A 17,391-nucleotide genomic window follows, 5' to 3' on the forward strand; every position below is an offset into this window, starting at 1 on the left:
CAGAACCCCCACCATCACCCTCGCCGCATGACCACCCCAAACGCCCGCATACCCGGCACCACGTCCTTGACGAAGGACATAGAGACACCCCCCCCGCAACCTGCGCGAACTTGGGGGTCTTCGCGGACTTCGGTGTCGTCGAACTCTTCGGTGGGTTGTCCATGGCGTGACCGTAGCCAGCCGTCATCGGCCCGGGCATCGGCCCCCGGGCTTACGCCCCGGGGGCGAGGCCGCCGGGCGCCTTCCGCCGGCGGTCCGATGTCCACGGGCCGGGCGCCCGGCAGGGTGGGCCGGGTGATCGAGGTCAAGGAACTCACCAGGACGCACGGCGACCGGACGGCCGTAGACCGGCTCTCCCTCACGGCCCGGCCCGGCGCGGTCACCGCGTTCCTCGGCGCCGCCGGGGCCGGCAAGACCAGCGCGCTCCGGCTGATCCTGGGGCTGGACTCCCCGACCGCGGGCACGGTCGCCGTGTGCGGGGTCCCGCTGCGCGGCCGCCCGCGCAGCCCGCACCAGGTCGGGGCCCTGCCCGATCCGGCCGGGTTGCACGGTCGGCGGACCGCCGGGGCGGTGCTGGGGGCACTGGCCCGCGCGCACGGCATCGGGGCGGGCCGGGTGACCGAGGTGCTGGCGGAAACGGGGCTGGCGCAGGAGCCGCGGCGGCGCGTGGGGACGTACTCCCCCGCGATGCGGCAGCGGCTGCGCATCGCGGGGGCGCTGCTCGGCGATCCACCCGTGCTGCTGCTGGACGAGCCGCTGGCCGGGCTGGACGCCGAGGGGGTGCGGTGGGCCCGCCGGCTGCTGCGCGCACTGGCCGCGCAGGGACGTACGGTCGCGATCACCGGTGACCGTGCGGCGGGGATGGCCGAGACGGCCGACCGGATCGTCGTCCTCGACCGGGGCCGAACGGTGCTCACGCAGTCCGCGGCCGAGTTCACCGCCCGGAGCGCCGCGCCCCGGGTCGTCGTGGGCACTCCGCACCACGCCGAGCTGGCCGCCGTACTGGCGGGCAGGGGCGCGACGGTGGTCCGGGCCCGGCTGTCGGGGCCGGGCCGGCTCGCCGTGACCGGGATGACGGCGGCGCGCGTCGGCGCCCTGGCCACCGAGCACGGGATCGTGATCCTCGAACTCGACACCCGCAGGCCCACGTTGGAGGAGGTACTGGGTGAACTGTGCGCCGGTTCCAGGGCCGTGTCGGCCGGGCCCCGTCCGGACGGCGGGCGATAGCCTGGGCGCATGGAGGAACTGGGTGGGGTGGAGGTCATCGCCTTCACGGACGCCGAAGCGTTCGAGAGCTGGCTGGCCGAGCACCACACGCGCCACGAGGGCGTGTGGATCAAGCTGGCCAAGAAGAGGTCCGGGATCGCATCGGTCACCGATGACGAGCTGGTCGACATCGGGCTGTGCTACGGCTGGGTCTCCGGGCAACGGCGCGCCCTCGACGAGCGGTACTACCTGCAGAAGTACGTGCCGCGCCGGCCCAAGAGCCTGTGGTCACAGGTGAACGTGGACAAGGTCGCGGAGCTGAGCTCCGCGGGGCGGATGCGTGAGCCCGGGCTCGCCGAAGTGCGCAGGGCGCAGGCGGACGGGCGGTGGACGCACGCCTACGAGTCCCAGCGAACGGCGGCGGTGCCACCGGACCTCGCGGCGGCCTTCGAGGCGGATCCGGTGGCCGCGCGGGCGTTCGAGGCGCTCGATCGCACCGGGCGCTACCAGGTGATCCTGCCGTTGTTGCAGGCGCTCACCCCGGAGACCAGGCGGGCCCGGCTCGACCGGGCGGTGCGGCTGCTGGGGGGAGACGGGGCTGCCGGCTGATCCGGCCGGTCTCCCGCGAGCGCAGGGGCGTAGGGGGCGCAGGGGGCGTAGGGACCGGGCGGTCCCTTCCCGATCTTGCCGGGCCCGCGGCGTCCGGCACCGCACCCGGTCGCGTTGTCGGGGAAAGCGTCAGGCCTGGCCTCCCCACGGGGAGACCAGGCCTGTCGTAAGGCGGAGTCGCAGCAGGTCAGGAGTGCTGGCCGCGGGCCTTCTCGGCCTTCTCAGCCTTCTCGGCGTTCTTCTCCTTGATGCGGACCGTTTCCTTGCGGACCTCGGCCTGGGTGGCGCGCTCACGCTTGAGCCACTCGGGGTCCTCCTGCTTCAGTGCTTCGATCTGCTCCGTGGTGAGGGGCTCGGTGACCCCGCCGCGGGCGAGGCCGGCGATGGACACGCCGAGCTTGGCCGCCACCACCGGTCGCGGGTGCGGACCGTTGGCGCGCAGCTCCTTCAGCCACTGGGGCGGATCGGCCTGGAGCGCACTCAATTCGCTGCGCGAGACGACACCCTCCTGGAACTCTGCGGGGGTGGCCTCGAGGTACACGCCCAGCTTCTTCGCCGCGGTCGCGGGCTTCATCGTCTGGGTGTTCTGGTGCGACGTCATGGTGTCAAGAGTATCGAGCGTGTGCGCTACCTCCGACCACGACCGGTAACCTTGCGGGGTGACAGGCTCGGAAGTACCCCATTCGTTCCGGCTCGCTTATGTCCCGGGGGTCACACCCAGCAAGTGGGTGCGCATCTGGAACGAGCGGCTGCCCGACGTCCCGCTGACCTTGGTCGCGGTGTCCCCGATCGAGGCGTACGGCGTGCTGCGGGCGGGCGGCGCCGATGCCGGGTTCGTACGGTTGCCGGTCGACCGCGACGACCTCAGCGCGATCCCCCTCTACACGGAGACCACGGTGGTCGTGGTCCCCAAGGACCACCTCGTGGCCGCTGCGGAAGAGGTGTCCACCGAGGACCTCGCCGACGAGATCGTGTTCCACCCGCTCGACGACACCCTGGACTGGGAGCAGCTGCCGGGCAAGCCGGCGATCGCGCGGCCCGAGACGACGGCGGACGCGATCGAGCTGGTGGCCGCCGGGGTGGGCGTACTCGTCGTCCCGCAGTCGCTCGCCCGCCTGCACCACCGCAAGGACCTGACCTACCGGCCGGTGTCCGACGCGCCCGCCTCGCGGGTCGCGCTGTCGTGGCCGCAGGAGGAGACCACCGATCTGGTGGAGGAGTTCATCGGGATCGTCCGCGGCCGGACCGTGAACAGCACGCGGGGGCGCGCCCCGACCCCGCCGCAGCCCAAGGCGAAGCGCAAGCGCCCGGACGCGGGTACGGGTGGTGGCGGTGGCGGGGGCGCCCAGCGCAAGTCGGGGACCGGGAAGTCCTCGTCCGGAAAGCCGGCGGGCAAGAACCCCCGCGGGGCCTCCGGCGGCCCCAAGGGCGGAAAGGGTGCGAAGGGCGGCAAGGGCGGTAGGACCGGCCGTCGCCCGTAAGACCGGCCGTCGCCCGTAAGACCGGCCGTCGCCCGTAAGACCGGCCGGGGCTCGTAGGACCGGCCGGGGCTCGTAGGACCGGCCGGGCCGCCTGCGACGGCCTGGCTTCGGGGATCCGGGTCACCGCGCGGTGTATGCAGGAGGAATGGATCTCCGGCCGCCGTCGCACTCCCGTCACCTCCGGTCCCCCCAGGTGAGCCACGCGCAGTTGGCGGTCCCGTTCGCGCTGATCGCCCTGGTGACGTTGGTCGACGTGCTCGCTCCGCCCGAGGTGCACCTCGGCCCGTTCCTGGCCGCCGCACCCGCGGTGACCGCGTCGTTCGCGGGGCCCCGGATGACGGCCTTCGTCGGTCTGGTCGCCGTACTGGCCCAGGTGGTGGTCGCGACGGCCCGCACCAGCCTGACCGACCTGAACCACACCTTCCAGATCATCGCGCTCGTGATGATCTCCGTGTTCGTGACCTTCTTCGCCCACCTGCGCGAGGTGCACGAGAAGGAGCTGACCCAGCTGCGCTCGGTGGCGGAGACCGCCCAGGAGGTGGTCCTGCGGCCGCTGCCCGACCGGATCGGCCCGCTGGGCGTCGCCTCCGTGTACCTGGCCGCCGCGGCCGAGGCCCAGATCGGCGGCGATCTGTACGCCGCCGCCCGGACGGCCACCGGCACACGGCTGATCATCGGCGACGTCCGGGGCAAGGGGCTGGAAGCGGTCGGAGACGCCGCGCTCGTCCTGGGCGCCTTCCGGGCCTCCGCCCACCAGGAGACCGGGCTGCCGGGCCTGGTGGACTACCTCGAGGCGGCGGTCTCCGGGGACCTGGACGGCGCCGGGGACGAGGGCGAGAGCTTCGTGACCGCGGCCGTCCTGGAGATCCCCGACGCCGAGCCGGTGCTGCACCTCGTCAGCTGCGGCCATCCGCCGCCGCTGCTCGTGCTGCGCGCCGGCGGCGCCGAGCAGCTGGAGGTGGACCGGCCCGCGCCGCCGCTGGGGCTCGCCGGGCTCGTGGCGTCGGCGGTCACCGCGCAGACCTTCGCCTTCGCCGAGGGTGACGTCCTCCTGCTGTACACGGACGGCGTCCTGGAGGCGCGCGACGGGGCGGGCGCCTTCTACCCGCTGGCGCGACGCGTGACCGCATGGTCGGGACTGCGCCCGCAGGCGCTGTTGGACCTGCTGTGCCAGGACCTGCTCGCACACGCGGCCGGTCACACCCTGGACGACGACGCGGCGATGGTCGCGATCGAGCGGCCCTCGACGCCTTAGGGCGTGCCGCCCGGCCGGTCCGGGTTTGCCAGAATCGGATCATGCTGACCCTCGGAACTATCGTCATGGGAGCCGCGGACGTGCGGCGGGCCGCGGAATTCTGGAGCCGGGCGCTGGGGTACGTACCCCGTGACGGCCAGGTGGACGACGGCTGGACGGTCCTGGTCCCGGCCGGCGGCAGCGGGCCGGGCCTGGCGCTGGGCCGCAGCGTCACTCCCGTACAGGAGCGGCCGCGCGTCCACCTCGACCTGTACGCGGCGGACGCCGCGGAACAGGCGGCGGAGGTGGAGCGGCTGGTCTCGCTTGGCGCCCGGCACGTCGACTGGGATTCCTACCCGGAGGACCCGGATTTCGTGGTGCTGGCCGACCCCGAGGGCAACCGCTTCTGCGTCATCGACGCCACACACGGCTGAGCCCGCGGGCCGCGGGAGCAGGACGCACGTCCTCGACACCCTTGGCCGGTCCTTACCGCCACCTTAAGCGGAACCTAAGACTCATCAGGGTCGCACCGAAACGGCCGAATGTCCGTTTCGGTGCGGCTAGCGTGCTGCCGGATCCCCCAACTCCCCAGTAACACAGAGGTAGGCACGCGATGGGCAGCACAGTCGGGCACCGGCGCACGACGGGCCGTAGGGCGAAGGTCACCGGCGCGGTCGTGGCGGCGGCGGTGATCGGTGGAGCGGCCTTCGCCTTCACCGGGACCGCGCAGGCGACCTCCGTCGGAGCCGTCTACACGAAGTCCAGCACCTGGAGCGGCGGTTACACCGGCCAGTACGTCATCACCAACGGCACGGGCACGGCGCAGTCGGACTGGACCCTCCAGTTCGACCTGCCGCCGGGCACGAAGATCGACTCGCTCTGGAACGGCACCCACACGGTCTCCGACCGCCGCGTGACCGTGAAGCCCGCGAGCTGGAACGGACAGCTGGCGGCCGGGGCTTCCGTCACCGTCGGCTTCGTCGCGAGCGGCACCGGCACCCTCGGCAACCCCACCGGGTGCCGGATCAACGGAGTGAAGTGCTCGGTGGACCAGGGCGCAACGGCCCAGCCCAGCGGGCGCCCCACTGCCCGACCCACCGTCACGGCGAGCCCGGCCCCGACCGCGCCCACCACGTCCGCCAAGCCCACCGGGACCACCTCGCCCTCCCCCACGGCGACCGCCCCCACCAGCACTCCCGCCCCCGGGGGCACCGGCGCGCGCTTCGCCCCGTACGTGGACACCTCCCTGTACCCCGCCTACGACCTGCTCGACACCGCGGCGAAGACGGGCGTGAAGGAGTTCCACCTGGCCTTCGTCACCTCCGGCGGCGGCTGCGCCCCGCTGTGGGGTGGTGTCACGGATCTCGCGAGCGACAAGGTCGCCGCCCAGATCGGTGCGCTGCGCGCGAAGGGCGGCGACGTACGGGTGTCGTTCGGCGGGGCCGCCGGTCACGAACTGGCGCTGAACTGCGCCACCGTGGACGAGCTGGCCGCCGCGTACGGGAAGGTAGTCGACCAGTACCGGCTCACCAAGGTCGACTTCGACATCGAGGGCGCGGCCCTGCCGGACACGGCGGCCAACGCGCGCCGCGCGCAGGCCATCGCCCGGCTGCAAAAGTCCCACCCGGGCCTGGACGTCGCCTTCACCCTGCCCGTGATGCCCGAGGGGCTGACCCAGCCGGGTGTGGCGCTGCTGGCCGACGCCAAGAAGAACGGGGTGCGCGTCGACGCCGTCAACATCATGGCGATGGACTACGGACCGGCGTACAGCGGGGACATGGGGCAGTACGCGATCCAGGCCGCGACGGCCACGCAGGCACAGATCAAGGGCGTGCTCGGGCTGTCCGACGCGGCGGCGTGGAAGGCCGTGGCCGTCACGCCGATGATCGGCGTGAACGACGTCGCGAGCGAGGTCTTCACGGTGGAGGACGCGACGCAGCTCGTGCAGTTCGCCGCGTCGAAGGGGATCGGCCGGCTGGCCATGTGGTCCTCCACGCGGGACAAGCAGTGCGCGGCCGGAGCCGTCAACCACGCCGATGCGACGTGCAGTTCGATCCTCCAGCAGCCGCTGGCCTTCACCAAGGCGTTCGCCGCGCTCAAGTAGTCGCGCGAAGCCCGAACGGGGGACGACCGACGGGCCCGGGCCCCGCGCACATGGCGTGGGCCGGGCCCGTCGGCCGTGGCCCTACACGAGGATGCCCGCGCGGGCGGCGAGGTCGAGTGCCGCGTCGAGGCGCGGGGCCGGGCGGCCTTCGGTGTGGGCCGCCGCCAGCAGCGCCGCCACGGCGTCCGCGTCGGCCTTCCGTTCCCGTGCCAGTGCCGCGAACCTGGCGACCGCCTCGGTCAGGCTCCGCTCCAGCGCGTACGGGGCGTCGAACGAGGACACGGTGAGACCGAGGAACTCCTCCTCGTCCGGGCCCACCCAGGCGGCGGCCCCCTCCAGTCCGTCCTCGCGCACCTCGTCCGGGTACGGGATGCGGTGCCACGCGCCGTTCTCCCACCAGTAGACGAAGCCGAAGAGATTGCCGGCGGCGTCGTCGCGCAGGAGGTCCCAGGGCAGCCAGTCGGGGCCGCCCGCGAGGAAGTCGATCTGATCTCCGCCGACGTGGGTGTGGCTGCCGTCGGGGTCCTGGCCGCAGAACACCGCGCGCCCGCCCTCCGCCATGGTCAGGCGCCACCAGCCGTCCCCGCCGGTGGAGTGGCACCACAGGCCGTCGTCGTCGAGGGCGAACTCGGTGCTCGTCGAGCACGCGGTGTCCACCATGGCCATGGTCACCGCCCTGGCCCAGAGCAGTTCGGGGTGTTCTAGGTCTTCCGGCCGGCTCGGCGCGTGCATCGTGTGTCTCCTCCCGGGTGTCGGGCAAGCCTCGCACGCGCGACCGGGTCGGCTGAAATGCCGATGGTCGAACGGGCCGGGCAGTTGGGAGGCCGGGAGGCCGTGGACTCGGCCGGGGCAGCGTGCGGCAACTGGCCTCGTCCGTGACCGTACGGCCCACCGCGCCGGGAAGTCCGTACGGGCGCACCGTACGCACCCTGGCCTGACGGTGGTGCCGCGTGCGGGCCCATCCCGGCCGAGCCTCCGACCGGGATGGGCCACGGTTCACAGCCGTCAGGCGTTGACGCAGACGTTGCCGGCGGCCGGGTTGAGCGCGCCGATCACGTTGATGCTGTTGCCGCACAGGTTGATCGGAATGTGGATCGGGATCTGGATCACGTTACCCGAAAGCACGCCGGGCGAGCCGACCGCGATGCCCTCCGCGTTGGCGTCCGCAGACGCCGAGGACGCACCGCCGATGACCGCCAGGCCGAGCACCAGGGCAAGACCCGCACTCTTCAGAACACGCGACACGTGACATCTCCTTGTAACCGGACAGCGGTGCCGGAGCACCGCACGGCCCCGAGCGGGGTCGTCGCCCTTTACTTCGGCAGCTGATGGCCTCCTGGCCTGGTTCCGGCCGCCCGGTTCCCTCGAATAGGTGGACCCGCGCCTCCGTTCGGAGGTACAGGTCCGCCGTCGAGCCCGGCCGAATCAGACTGATTGTCCGACCATCCGACCGCCTTCGTTCAGGTCACCCGACCGGCTCCCCGCCCCTGCGCCCCTCCCCCGCCCGAGATTCCCCAGTCGACGGGACAAGTTCCCCTATCGATCGGGAACCGCGGAAATCTAGCCTCGCTACTGCCCGTCCGCGAGTCGGATCTCTGTGATCGAGGGGGAAGCGTGACCGAGCGGGAAGTCGATGTTCTGGCGATCGGTGCGGGTCCGGCCAATCTGGCCCTGGCAGCCGCCATCGAGGAATCCGGATCAGCCGAATTGGCGGACGGCACACTCCTACTGGAACAAAGCCCCGACATCACCTGGCAACGCGACCTCCTGATGCCCTGGGCACGCAGCCAAGTCTCCTTCCTCAAAGACCTCGTCACCCTCCGCAACCCGAGCAGCCGGTTCACCTTCCTGAACTTCCTCCACGCACAAAACCGACTCGACGAATTCGTCAACCTCGGCACCTTCCACCCCTTCCGCTGGGAATTCTCCGACTACCTCCAATGGGTCGCCACCTCCCTGGAACACGTCACCATCCGCTACGACGCCCGCGCCACCCACGTCGACCCCGTACACACCACCGACCGCACCCTCACCGGCTGGACCGTACACCTCACCGACGGCGACACCATCCACTGCCGCGACCTCGTCATCGGCGGCGGCCGCGACCCCCGAATACCAGAAACCTTCACCACCCTCCCCCCGGACCGCCTCATCCACAGCGCCCAATACCGCACCAAAATCACCCGAATACCAAAAGACCAACCCCTCCGCATCGCCGTCGTGGGCGGCGCCCAAAGCGCCGCCGAAATGTTCTACGCCCTCCACGAAAACCTACCGGCCAGCCACATCACCATGCTGGTCCGCTCCATCGGACTACAAAACTACCAATCCAGCAAATTCGTCAACGAACTCTTCTTCCCATCATTCGTCGACGAGTTCTACGACAGCCCCACCGAAGTCCGCGCACAAATCCTCGACGAAATGCGATTCACCAACTACGCCGGACTCGCACCCCCCTTCCTCGACGAGCTCTACACCATGCTCTACCGCCAGAAAACCGTCGGGCCCCAACGCTCCGAGGTGCGGGCAATGACGGAGGTGGTGGGGGCCCGCCTCGACGGCGACGAAGTGGTGCTCGACCTCCGCGACCGACTCAGCGGCAAAACCGAACCCCTCCACTGCGACCTCGTCGTACTCGGAACCGGCTACGACCCCCGCAAACCCACCCTCGTCCGAGAACTCGCCACACGCATCGGCCTCGACGACGTCACCGTCAGCCGCAACTACCGCGTCGACCTCGGCACACCCACCCGCGGAGCCCTCTACCTCCAAGGCGTCAACGAAAAAACCCACGGCATCGCCGACTCCCTCATCAGCGTCCTCGCCCACCGCTCCCACGACATCCTCACCGACCTCCTCACCCGCCGCACCACCACCCAACCCAGGAGCACACGATGAAGCGGACGTTGGTGATAGCCCCCGGCCCGACCGCGAACGGCGATCTGCACCTGGGGCACCTGGCCGGCCCGTTCCTCGCTGCGGACGTCTGCACGAGGTACGCGCGTTCCACCGGACAGGACGTGCTGTTCGGTACGGGCGTGCACTTCACGCAGAACTACATCGTGACCACCGCCCGAAGGCTGGGGGTCCCGCCCGAGGAGCTGCGCGTGCGCTCGGCCGCGCAGGTCGAGGACACCCTGGCGGCCGTCGGGATCGACCCGGACGGCTTCGTCCGGTTCGACGACCGGTACGTGAAGACGGTCCGGCACTTCTTCGAGCGCCTGCACGGTACGGGAAAGTTGCGGCTGCGGGCCGTGAAGTTCCCGTACGCGCCGCACTCCGGCGCGTACCTCACGGACGCCTACGTACGCGGAGGCTGCCCGGTGTGCCTGGCCGAGGGCTGCGCCGGACTGTGCGAGAACTGCGGGCACTGGATCGCCTCCGCCGACCTCATCGCACCGCGCTCGACCCTGGACCCGGACGGTCCGGTCGAACTGCGGGAGCAGCAGGTCCTGGTGCTCCCGCTGGAGGAGCACCGCGAGGCGCTCGTGGAGTACTTCGCCGGGCGCGCAGCGACGATGCGTCCGCGGCTGGCCCAGATGATCGAGGAGATCCTGTCCCGGCCGCTCCCGGACTATCCCGTCACTCTGCCGATCTCCTGGGGCATCCCGGCGCCGTTCCCGGAGGTCGCCGGTCAGGTGATCTACGCGGATGCCGAGACCATCGCCTGGAGCATGCACTGCACCGCGCTCGCGGCCGAGCGGCGCGGGGCGGTGCTCGGCGCCGACGACGAGCTGTGGTTCTCCGACGCCGGCACGCAGGTGGCGTACTTCTTCGGCTCCGACGCCGGTTTCGCCTTCGCGGTGGTCGGGGCCGCGATGCTGCTGGCGCTGGGGGGCTACACGCTGCCCGAACACTTCGTCACGAACGAGTTCTACGAGCTGGACCACGACAAGTTCTCCACCAGCCGGGGTCATGTTGTGACGGGGCGGGAGCTGGCCGCAGAGGTGCCGAGGGACCTGGTGCGGTTCTATCTCGCGGCGACCGGGCCGGACTTCCAGCGCACCAACTTCAACCGCGCGGCCCTGGAGCACGTGACCGGCACCCGGCTCGTCCGGCCCTGGAACCGGGTGGTGGACAAGGTCGCCGCGTGGACGGGCCGGGGACCGCTGCCGGTGTCCGAGCGGTCCAGGGCGGCGGCCGGGCTGATGCTGGAGCGGTTCGCCGCCGCCTACGACGTGCGCCGGTTCAGTCTGACCGCGGTGGCCTTCACCCTGTCCGAGCAACTGGCGCGACTCGACCGGTGGGAGGTGGGTCCCGGCGACGCGGGCGACTTCTGCCACGAGGTGGAGGTGTTCCTGCGCTGTGCGGCGCCGGTCCTGATCGACCTGGCCGGGCAGGCGCTGCCAGAGCGAACGGTCCCCGCCCGGCCGGACACCGTGCAGGTCACGCCCGTACGGTTGCCACGGCTGGCGGAGACGGGGTCGTGAGGGCGGCGGTCGCCGCCCGGCGGGTGGTCGTCGTGGGAGCGGGCGTCACCGGGTTGTTGACCGCGGTGGAGTGCGCGCTCGCGGGCCACCACGTGACCGTGCTGGACAGGGGCCCGATCCCGAACCCGGCGTCGAGCTCCTGCGACCAGCACCGGGTCATCCGTACCCTTGACGCGGACGATGCGCAGGCCACCGGGCAGATGGTCGCCGCCCACCGGCGGTGGCTGGAGCTGGAGGGCCTGCTGGGCACCGGCTTCTTCCGGCGCGTGGGGGTGGTCACCGCCTGGCCCCGGGAGCGCCTCGCCTCGGTGACCGCGGCGGCCGCCACCGCGGGTGTGCCCGTGCGGACGGTGGAGCCGCGGCGCCTGCCGCACCTGAGGTTCCCGGCCGGTTCGGCGGCCGTGCTGGAGGCCGACGGCGGCGTACTGCTCGCCGACCGGGTGCTGCGGGCCGCGGTCCGGTGGCTCGCCGGGCATCCGGCGGTGACGGTGCGGCCGTACAGCCCGGTGGCGTGGATCGACGTGGACGGCGCGCACGTCCTGCTGGCCGACGGCGAGGAGCTCGGCGCCGACCTGGTGCTGGTCGCGGCCGGCCCGTGGACCCGGGACCTGGTGGGGCATCCGGTCGTGCTGCACCGACAGACGATGGTCTACCTGCGGCCGCCGGCGAACGCGGCGCGGTGGTGGGGAACGGCTCCCGCCGCGGGCGGAATCGGCGCGGACGGGCGGGCCTGGGCGATGCCGCCGGGCGGCGGCGCGCTCTTGAAGATCAGCTCGGACGCCGTGTCCCGGGAAGTGGACGCCACCGCGGGTGCCGCGGAGGAGGACCAGGCGCCCTGGGTGGCGCGGCTGGCCGAGGCGGCACCGCTGTCCGGCCTGGAGCGCTACACGGTGGCGGCGGTCAAGCAGTGCCACTACGCGAGCGCCGCGGACACGGGCGGCGCCTTGCTCGCCCGCGTGGGTCCCGCCGTGTGGTCGCGGGCGGCCTGCGGCGGTTCCGGATTCAGCCAGGCTCCGCTCGTCGCGGGGCGGATCGTCGATGCCTTGACGAAGGGAGCGGCATGAAGGAGGAGGAGACTCCGATCGGCGTGTTCGAGGCGCTGAAGGCGACCCCGACCCCGGTGCGCTATCTGCTCGGTGGCGTGCTGATCAACCAGCTCGGCGCGTTCGTCCAGACGTTCCTCGTGCTGTACCTGACCTTCCGCGGCATGTCGGTCGCCGCCGCGGGTCTGGCCCTCGGCGCCTACAGCGTGGGGTCGATCTTCGGCACGATGCTGGGTGCCGAGTTCACCCAGCGGTTCGGTCCGCGGGCCACGATCGTGACGGCCATGGCGGGGTCCGCCCCGCTGGTGGCGGCGATCTCGTGGCTGAGCGGGCCGGGCAGGCTGTGGCAACTGCTCGTCGTCGTCGGGCTCGCGGGCCTGTTCACCCAGGCCTACCGGCCGGCGGCCGCCGTGATGCTGAGCGACCTGATGCCGGACCGATACCAGGTGATGGCGTTCTCGATGATGCGGATCGCCCTGAACATCGGTGCGGCCCTGGCGCCGCTGATCGCCGCCGGACTCATCCTGGTCGACTGGGACCTACTGTTCTGGATCGACGGCGGTACCGCACTCGTCTACTCGCTGCTGGCCTTCGCCCTGCTGCCGAAGAAGACCGTGCCGCAGGAGCCCGAGGCCGGGTCCGGGCCCGCGGACGGAAGCGAACCGTCCGACGGGGCGGCGCCGGGGGCGACGGCTGCGGCCGGGGAGCCAGCCGCCGACGGCGAGCCAGCCGGGCGCGTCGCCTCGGGCTACACCGCGATGCTGCGCGACCGGAAGTACGTCTTCTACCTGGCCGCCGTGCTGCTCGGCTCGCTCACCTACGCCCAGGGCCACATCGCCCTGCCGTTGGAACTGGCCGCCGACCACTACCCGACCAGCTTCTACAGCACGGTGCTCACGGTGTCGTCCGTCGTGCTCATCACGTGCGAGCTCAAGGTCACGGCGTATCTCAGCAGACTGCCGAAGCACGTCCGCGTCATCACCGGCCATCTGGTGGAGGCCGTCGGCCTCGCCGTCTACGGTCTGTCCTCGCGGTCCGGGGCGTTCACGATCGCGGGCGTCGTCCTGGTCGTGGCGGGGATCATGATCGCTGCCCCGAGCATGTTCGCCCACCCGGCGACCTTCCCCCAGGCGGTGAAGGCCCGCTACATCGGCACGATGCAGGCGGTGGGCGGCGCGGCCGGGGCCCTTGCCCCGCTGTTCGGCGTGTACGCCTGGACCCGGCTCGGCAGCGGCTTCTGGCTGCTGTGCGGTGTGGTCACCGCGGTCGCCGGACTGCTCGCCCTGGCGGGCGTGCGACAACCGCCCGAGCCGGCTCCCGCCACCGGTCCGGGGGCGGACCCCGCCGGGAAGACGGAAGCCGTCGGGGGTGCCGCGTGACCGGGCGGCGGCCCGGCGCGAGCCGGCCGGTCCTGGTGATCGGTTTCGTGGGTGTCACGGTCGCCGCGATCGGGGCCTTCCAGCCGGACGACTCGGTGATCTACGTGGAGGAGCCGGACGTCGTGCGCAAGCGGCGGGTGCACGAGCAGATCGAAGGAGTGGCCTTCGTCCGCGGCCTCATCGAGTGGGAGTACCACCTCGCGGGGAAGGCCGACGAGTTCTTCAACGCCCACCCGGACCTGGACCCCGCCGCGGTCGTCCCGGCCATCGAGTACGCCACGCCCTTCGCCGCCCGGCTCGCGGAACGCTACGGTCTGCCGGGCGCCGGTCTCGGCGCCGCGCAGATCCTGCGGGACAAGGCGCTGCTGCGGCGGGTGAGCGCGGCCGTCGGCATCGCGAACCCGGTGAGCGTGCCCGTACGGGGTCCGGACGACGTGCTGGCCTTCCTGCGGGGCCGGTCGGGACCCGTCGTGCTCAAGCCGGCAAACCGTCAGGCGTCCGTGGGCACCCAGGTGATCCGCGATGCCTCCGAGGTCGAACGGGCGTGGGCCAACTGCCTCGTCCAGGACGAGGACGTCTTCGTGCCCGACCGGCCCATGGAGCTGTCCATGCTGGCCGAACAGCACGTCGAGGGTCCCGAGTTCAGCGTCGAGATGCTGGTGAGGGACGGTGCCGCGCTGTTCGTCAACGTCACGGGGAAGCAGCTGTTCCCGGGGCCCCACCCGGTGGAGCTGGCCCACACCGTGCCGGCGGACATACCGGTGGACCTCGCGCGGCTGCTCGGTGCGCGGACCGAGCGCCTCGTCGAAGCCGTCGGCTTCCGCGACGGGATCGTCCACTGCGAGTGGATCGTCTCGGCGGGCATTCCGTACCTGGTGGAGTGCGCGGGCCGGCTGCCCGGCGGGGGCATTCTCGACACCATCCAACTCGCCTATCCGGTCGAGCTGTTGCGCAGCTACTACGCGGTGTTGAAGGGCGAGGAGCTGCCGGGCGAACTGCCCCGGCGGGCGAAGGGCGGGGCGGCCGTGCGGTTCATCGCGGCCGCGGCGGGCCGGGTGGTCGCCGTACGCGGCGTCGGGGCCGCCCGGCAGGCGGAAGGCGTGTTCCTGGCCGCGGTCACCGTGGAGCCGGGCCAGACGGTCGGCGAGGTGCGCCATTCCTGGCACCGGGCGGGCATCGTCATGGCCACCGCGGACAGCTCGACCGAGGCGCTCCGGCGGGCCGAGGCGGCCGCCGGCATGGTCCGAATCGACATCGAGGGGGAAGCGTGACCGAGCGGGAAGTCGATGTTCTGGCGATCGGTGCGGGTCCGGCCAATCTGGCCCTGGCAGCCGCCATCGAGGAATCCGGATCAGCCGAATTGGCGGACGGCACACTCCTACTGGAACAAAGCCCCGACATCACCTGGCAACGCGACCTCCTGATGCCCTGGGCACGCAGCCAAGTCTCCTTCCTCAAAGACCTCGTCACCCTCCGCAACCCGAGCAGCCGGTTCACCTTCCTGAACTTCCTCCACGCACAAAACCGACTCGACGAATTCGTCAACCTCGGCACCTTCCACCCCTTCCGCTGGGAATTCTCCGACTACCTCCAATGGGTCGCCACCTCCCTGGAACACGTCACCATCCGCTACGACGCCCGCGCCACCCACGTCGACCCCGTACACACCACCGACCGCACCCTCACCGGCTGGACCGTACACCTCACCGACGGCGACACCATCCACTGCCGCGACCTCGTCATCGGCGGCGGCCGCGACCCCCGAATACCAGAAACCTTCACCACCCTCCCCCCGGACCGCCTCATCCACAGCGCCCAATACCGCACCAAAATCACCCGAATACCAAAAGACCAACCCCTCCGCATCGCCGTCGTGGGCGGCGCCCAAAGCGCCGCCGAAATGTTCTACGCCCTCCACGAAAACCTACCGGCCAGCCACATCACCATGCTGGTCCGCTCCATCGGACTACAAAACTACCAAACAAGCAAAATCCTCAACAAAATCTTCTTCACATCATTCGTCGACGAGTTCTACAAGAACACCACCGAAGTCCGCGCACAAATCCTCGACGAAATGCGATTCACCAACTACGCCGGACTCGCACCCCCCTTCCTCGACGAGCTCTACACCATGCTCTACCGCCAGAAAACCGTCGGGCCCCAACGCTCCGAGGTGCGGGCAATGACGGAGGTGGTGGGGGCCCGCCTCGACGGCGACGAAGTGGTGCTCGACCTCCGCGACCGACTCAGCGGCAAAACCGAACCCCTCCACTGCGACCTCGTCGTACTCGGAACCGGCTACGACCCCCGCAAACCCACCCTCGTCCGAGAACTCGCCACACGCATCGGCCTCGACGACGTCACCGTCAGCCGCAACTACCGCGTCGACCTCGGCACACCCACCCGCGGAGCCCTCTACCTCCAAGGCGTCAACGAAAAAACCCACGGCATCGCCGACTCCCTCATCAGCGTCCTCGCCCACCGCTCCCACGACATCCTCACCGACCTCCTCACCCGCCGCACCACCACCCAACCCAGGAGCACACGATGAGCGCGGGCCGGGGCACGCTGCTGGTCATCGGGAGCGGCCTGAAGGTGTACCGGGAGTACCTGATAGCGCCGATCCGCCGCCGCGCCCGAGCGGCGGGTCTGGACATGGTGCTGCTCAACAATCTGAAGCCCACCTGGCAGCGTGACTACTTCGACGAGATCACCGTCGCCAACGTGTTCGACTCCGGGGCGATGGGCGCGGCGGCCCGGGAAGTCGCCTCCCGGCGCCGCATCGTCGGCCTGATGTGCTGGGACGAGCCGCTCGTCCTGGATGCCGGCCTGCTCGCCGCCGAGTTCGGCGTGCCGGGTCTGTCCGTACCGGGCGTGCGCGGCTGCCGCGACAAGGAGCGCACCCGGGCCGAACTCACCGCGGCGGGCATCCACCAGCCGGGCTTCGAGCTGACCACCACGGTCGAGCAGGCCAGAGCGGCGGCCGACCGGATCGGCTATCCCGTCGTGATCAAGCCCCGGGCGATGGGGGCGAGCATCGGGGTCGTGTTCGCGGCCGGTGCGACCGAGGTGGAGGCGGCGTTCCGGATCGCCCTGGCCGCGAGCGAGGTCGATCCGGGGCCCTACCGTGCGAGCGCCCTGGTCGAGGGGTACGCGCCCGGCCCGGAGATCAGCGTCGACGGCGCCGTCCACAAGGGCGAGTACCTGCCGATGTTCCTGGCCCGCAAGCACAGCAGCGACCAGCCCTACTTCGAGGAGGTCGGGCACCTGGTCGACGCGGGCGACCCGCTGATGGCGGACGAGGAGCTGATGAGCACCCTGGCGCGGGCCCACCGCGCGCTCGGCATCGAGGACGGCATCACCCACAGCGAGCTGCGCCTGACCGCACGCGGGCCCCTCGTCATCGAGATCAACGGCCGCCTCGGCGGGGACCTGATCCCCTTCCTCGGCAGGACCGCGACCGGTATCGAGCCCGGTGAGGTGTTGTTCGACGTGGCCACCGGACAGCGTCCCGACACCAGGCCCACCCGGCGGGCGGTGGCCGGCATCCGGTTCGGCTATCCGGAGCAGGACTGTCTGCTGCGCTCGGTGCGCGTACCGGTCGAGGCACCCGGCCTGGTCACGGCCGCGCCGATGGCCGAACCGGGTACCACCCTGCGGCTGCCTCCGGGCGGCTACCTGGCCCGCCACTCCTTCGTGGTGTGCGAGGCCGACGACGTACGGACCTGCCTCGACCGCCTGGACGCGGCCGCGGGGCTGGTCGAGCTGGAGGCCGAACCGATCGGCCCGCCGGACCCGGACGCTCCGTTCGAGATGCCCGCCGGACTGCTCGACGTGGACGCATGACCGCCACCGCGGAGCCGGACCGGACCGTGGCGGACCGCAGCACGCCATCACCCGAGGGG

Annotated in this window: 16 protein-coding genes; 13 read left to right on the forward strand and 3 right to left on the reverse strand. The window is 71.4% G+C overall.

Translation table 11 applies throughout. From position 1 onward, the window contains the following. Positions 1–294 precede the first annotated feature (294 nt). Both ACIQK6_RS04420 and ACIQK6_RS04425 read left to right on the forward strand, forming a co-directional pair. The gene (locus ACIQK6_RS04420; RefSeq protein WP_402694294.1) at positions 295–1,227 is read left to right on the forward strand and encodes an ABC transporter ATP-binding protein; all 933 of its coding nucleotides are present in this window, start codon (positions 295–297) and stop codon (positions 1,225–1,227) included. A gap of 9 nt (positions 1,228–1,236) precedes the next feature. Next, positions 1,237–1,815, forward strand: a complete 579-nt coding sequence (locus ACIQK6_RS04425) for a YdeI/OmpD-associated family protein (RefSeq protein WP_329095560.1) — start codon at positions 1,237–1,239, stop codon at positions 1,813–1,815. A gap of 187 nt (positions 1,816–2,002) precedes the next feature. On the opposite strand, the gene ACIQK6_RS04430 is transcribed toward ACIQK6_RS04425, so the two are convergent. Next, complete coding sequence (locus ACIQK6_RS04430) at positions 2,003–2,416, reverse strand: DUF5997 family protein (RefSeq protein WP_329095562.1); 414 nt, start codon at positions 2,414–2,416, stop codon at positions 2,003–2,005. 58 nt (positions 2,417–2,474) lie between these two features. Between ACIQK6_RS04430 and ACIQK6_RS04435 the strand changes: the two genes are divergently transcribed. The 4 genes from ACIQK6_RS04435 (at position 2,475) to ACIQK6_RS04450 (ending at position 6,634) form a co-directional block, all read left to right on the forward strand. Beyond that, positions 2,475–3,296 (forward strand): LysR substrate-binding domain-containing protein, encoded by an 822-nt coding sequence (locus ACIQK6_RS04435; RefSeq protein ID WP_329095564.1) that lies wholly within the window; start codon positions 2,475–2,477, stop codon positions 3,294–3,296. A gap of 145 nt (positions 3,297–3,441) precedes the next feature. Next, the gene (locus ACIQK6_RS04440) at positions 3,442–4,551 is read left to right on the forward strand and encodes a PP2C family protein-serine/threonine phosphatase (protein ID WP_329095565.1); all 1,110 of its coding nucleotides are present in this window, start codon (positions 3,442–3,444) and stop codon (positions 4,549–4,551) included. 41 nt (positions 4,552–4,592) lie between these two features. Continuing rightward, positions 4,593–4,964 (forward strand): VOC family protein, encoded by a 372-nt coding sequence (locus ACIQK6_RS04445; protein ID WP_329095566.1) that lies wholly within the window; start codon positions 4,593–4,595, stop codon positions 4,962–4,964. A 179-nt stretch (positions 4,965–5,143) separates the two neighbouring features. Then, positions 5,144–6,634 (forward strand): cellulose binding domain-containing protein, encoded by a 1,491-nt coding sequence (locus ACIQK6_RS04450; RefSeq protein WP_402694295.1) that lies wholly within the window; start codon positions 5,144–5,146, stop codon positions 6,632–6,634. 81 nt (positions 6,635–6,715) lie between these two features. On the opposite strand, the gene ACIQK6_RS04455 is transcribed toward ACIQK6_RS04450, so the two are convergent. Both ACIQK6_RS04455 and ACIQK6_RS04460 read right to left on the reverse strand, forming a co-directional pair. Continuing rightward, positions 6,716–7,366 (reverse strand): hypothetical protein, encoded by a 651-nt coding sequence (locus tag ACIQK6_RS04455; RefSeq protein WP_402694296.1) that lies wholly within the window; start codon positions 7,364–7,366, stop codon positions 6,716–6,718. Positions 7,367–7,639: 273 nt separating this feature from the next. Next, positions 7,640–7,879, reverse strand: coding sequence for a chaplin (locus ACIQK6_RS04460; RefSeq protein WP_329095569.1), 240 nt, complete (start codon positions 7,877–7,879; stop codon positions 7,640–7,642). 369 nt (positions 7,880–8,248) lie between these two features. Here ACIQK6_RS04460 and ACIQK6_RS04465 point away from each other — a divergent pair, with 369 nt between their 5' ends. Genes ACIQK6_RS04465 through ACIQK6_RS04495 form a run of 7 tightly spaced genes read left to right on the forward strand, consistent with a single transcriptional unit; the run spans position 8,249 to position 17,332 of the window. Beyond that, entirely contained in the window at positions 8,249–9,532 is a 1,284-nt protein-coding gene (locus ACIQK6_RS04465) for a lysine N(6)-hydroxylase/L-ornithine N(5)-oxygenase family protein (protein WP_402694297.1), read from the forward strand. After that, entirely contained in the window at positions 9,529–11,064 is a 1,536-nt protein-coding gene (locus ACIQK6_RS04470) for a class I tRNA ligase family protein (RefSeq protein WP_402694298.1), read from the forward strand. Before ACIQK6_RS04465 ends, ACIQK6_RS04470 begins: the two co-directional genes overlap by 4 nt. After that, positions 11,061–12,128, forward strand: coding sequence for an FAD-dependent oxidoreductase (locus ACIQK6_RS04475; protein WP_329095574.1), 1,068 nt, complete (start codon positions 11,061–11,063; stop codon positions 12,126–12,128). The genes ACIQK6_RS04470 and ACIQK6_RS04475 overlap by 4 nt, the downstream gene beginning before the upstream one ends. Further along, on the forward strand, positions 12,125–13,486 hold the full coding sequence (locus tag ACIQK6_RS04480) for an MFS transporter (RefSeq protein WP_329095576.1): 1,362 nt from the start codon (positions 12,125–12,127) through the stop codon (positions 13,484–13,486). Before ACIQK6_RS04475 ends, ACIQK6_RS04480 begins: the two co-directional genes overlap by 4 nt. After that, positions 13,483–14,757, forward strand: coding sequence for an ATP-grasp domain-containing protein (locus ACIQK6_RS04485; protein ID WP_402694299.1), 1,275 nt, complete (start codon positions 13,483–13,485; stop codon positions 14,755–14,757). The genes ACIQK6_RS04480 and ACIQK6_RS04485 overlap by 4 nt, the downstream gene beginning before the upstream one ends. Then, complete coding sequence (locus ACIQK6_RS04490; RefSeq protein WP_402694300.1) at positions 14,754–16,037, forward strand: SidA/IucD/PvdA family monooxygenase; 1,284 nt, start codon at positions 14,754–14,756, stop codon at positions 16,035–16,037. Before ACIQK6_RS04485 ends, ACIQK6_RS04490 begins: the two co-directional genes overlap by 4 nt. After that, positions 16,034–17,332, forward strand: a complete 1,299-nt coding sequence (locus tag ACIQK6_RS04495; RefSeq protein ID WP_402694301.1) for an ATP-grasp domain-containing protein — start codon at positions 16,034–16,036, stop codon at positions 17,330–17,332. The genes ACIQK6_RS04490 and ACIQK6_RS04495 overlap by 4 nt, the downstream gene beginning before the upstream one ends. Positions 17,333–17,391 lie beyond the last annotated feature (59 nt).

It is taken from the genome of Streptomyces sp. NPDC091682, from assembly GCF_044756625.1.
Lineage (GTDB): Bacteria > Actinomycetota > Actinomycetes > Streptomycetales > Streptomycetaceae > Streptomyces.

Bases quoted from the DNA above. Each gene is read 5' to 3' on its own strand.
- ACIQK6_RS04495 (WP_402694301.1), top strand. From the start codon at position 16,034: ATGAGCGCGGGCCGGGGCACGCTGCTGGTCATCGGGAGCGGCCTGAAG.
- ACIQK6_RS04430 (WP_329095562.1), bottom strand. From the start codon at position 2,416: ATGACGTCGCACCAGAACACCCAGACGATGAAGCCCGCGACCGCGGCG.
- ACIQK6_RS04440 (WP_329095565.1), top strand. From the start codon at position 3,442: ATGGATCTCCGGCCGCCGTCGCACTCCCGTCACCTCCGGTCCCCCCAG.
- ACIQK6_RS04480 (WP_329095576.1), top strand. From the start codon at position 12,125: ATGAAGGAGGAGGAGACTCCGATCGGCGTGTTCGAGGCGCTGAAGGCG.
- ACIQK6_RS04445 (WP_329095566.1), top strand. From the start codon at position 4,593: ATGCTGACCCTCGGAACTATCGTCATGGGAGCCGCGGACGTGCGGCGG.
- ACIQK6_RS04470 (WP_402694298.1), top strand. From the start codon at position 9,529: ATGAAGCGGACGTTGGTGATAGCCCCCGGCCCGACCGCGAACGGCGAT.
- ACIQK6_RS04450 (WP_402694295.1), top strand. From the start codon at position 5,144: ATGGGCAGCACAGTCGGGCACCGGCGCACGACGGGCCGTAGGGCGAAG.
- ACIQK6_RS04455 (WP_402694296.1), bottom strand. From the start codon at position 7,366: ATGCACGCGCCGAGCCGGCCGGAAGACCTAGAACACCCCGAACTGCTC.
- ACIQK6_RS04425 (WP_329095560.1), top strand. From the start codon at position 1,237: ATGGAGGAACTGGGTGGGGTGGAGGTCATCGCCTTCACGGACGCCGAA.